Here is a 615-nt window from a genome sequence, read left to right as displayed (position 1 = left end):
TATATTATTTTGAGATATTTTTTATTCCGCCATATCCGAGAAATAGATTAGCAAATATTATAGATTTATGGTAATTAGTATTAATTATATATTAATATTAACCTATATATATACTAGTCTTGTATATCCATATAATATATCCACAGGACAGTTTCGTATTTGATATGCTTTCAATACTTATCTTTTATTAACTTAGCTTAACTACAATAACATAAAGAATAATAAGTACTAATATTTTATTAAAAATATCGATATTTCATATTGATATTTCATATCTTTACATTAATAGTTGCACCATAGGTTAATTAATCCTGATCCTTTCGTACTAAGGATTAGACCTGTTTTTATACTCTTTCCTATAGTTGATAAGAACCATACTGACTCAAGTCGTATTTCTTAGCACCTACGACCAAGAGGATAGGTTGAGTCGACATCGAGGTGGCAAACCTAACTTACAATATCTACTCTCTCGTTAGATTACCCTGTTCAATTTTGTTTATATAGTAATGTTTATTTACTATTTCAACAACTTCCCCCGTAGGGTTATATTGTTGTTCAGACTATGTCATCATCTGTAGATTATTTATAATTATTTATTGGTAATTTATATCTCAT

General features: G+C 27.2%; 1 rRNA gene. It reads right to left on the bottom strand.

The annotated features are described in order from the left end of the window. Window positions 1–54: 54 nt before the first annotated feature. Window positions 55–615, bottom strand: a 23S ribosomal RNA gene (locus IE038_RS25685); the annotation flags it as partial.

Source organism: Pseudomonas laurentiana (assembly GCF_014648275.1).
Classification (GTDB): domain Bacteria; phylum Pseudomonadota; class Gammaproteobacteria; order Pseudomonadales; family Pseudomonadaceae; genus Aquipseudomonas; species Aquipseudomonas laurentiana.
This window is presented reverse-complemented; position numbering and strand designations above follow the sequence as displayed.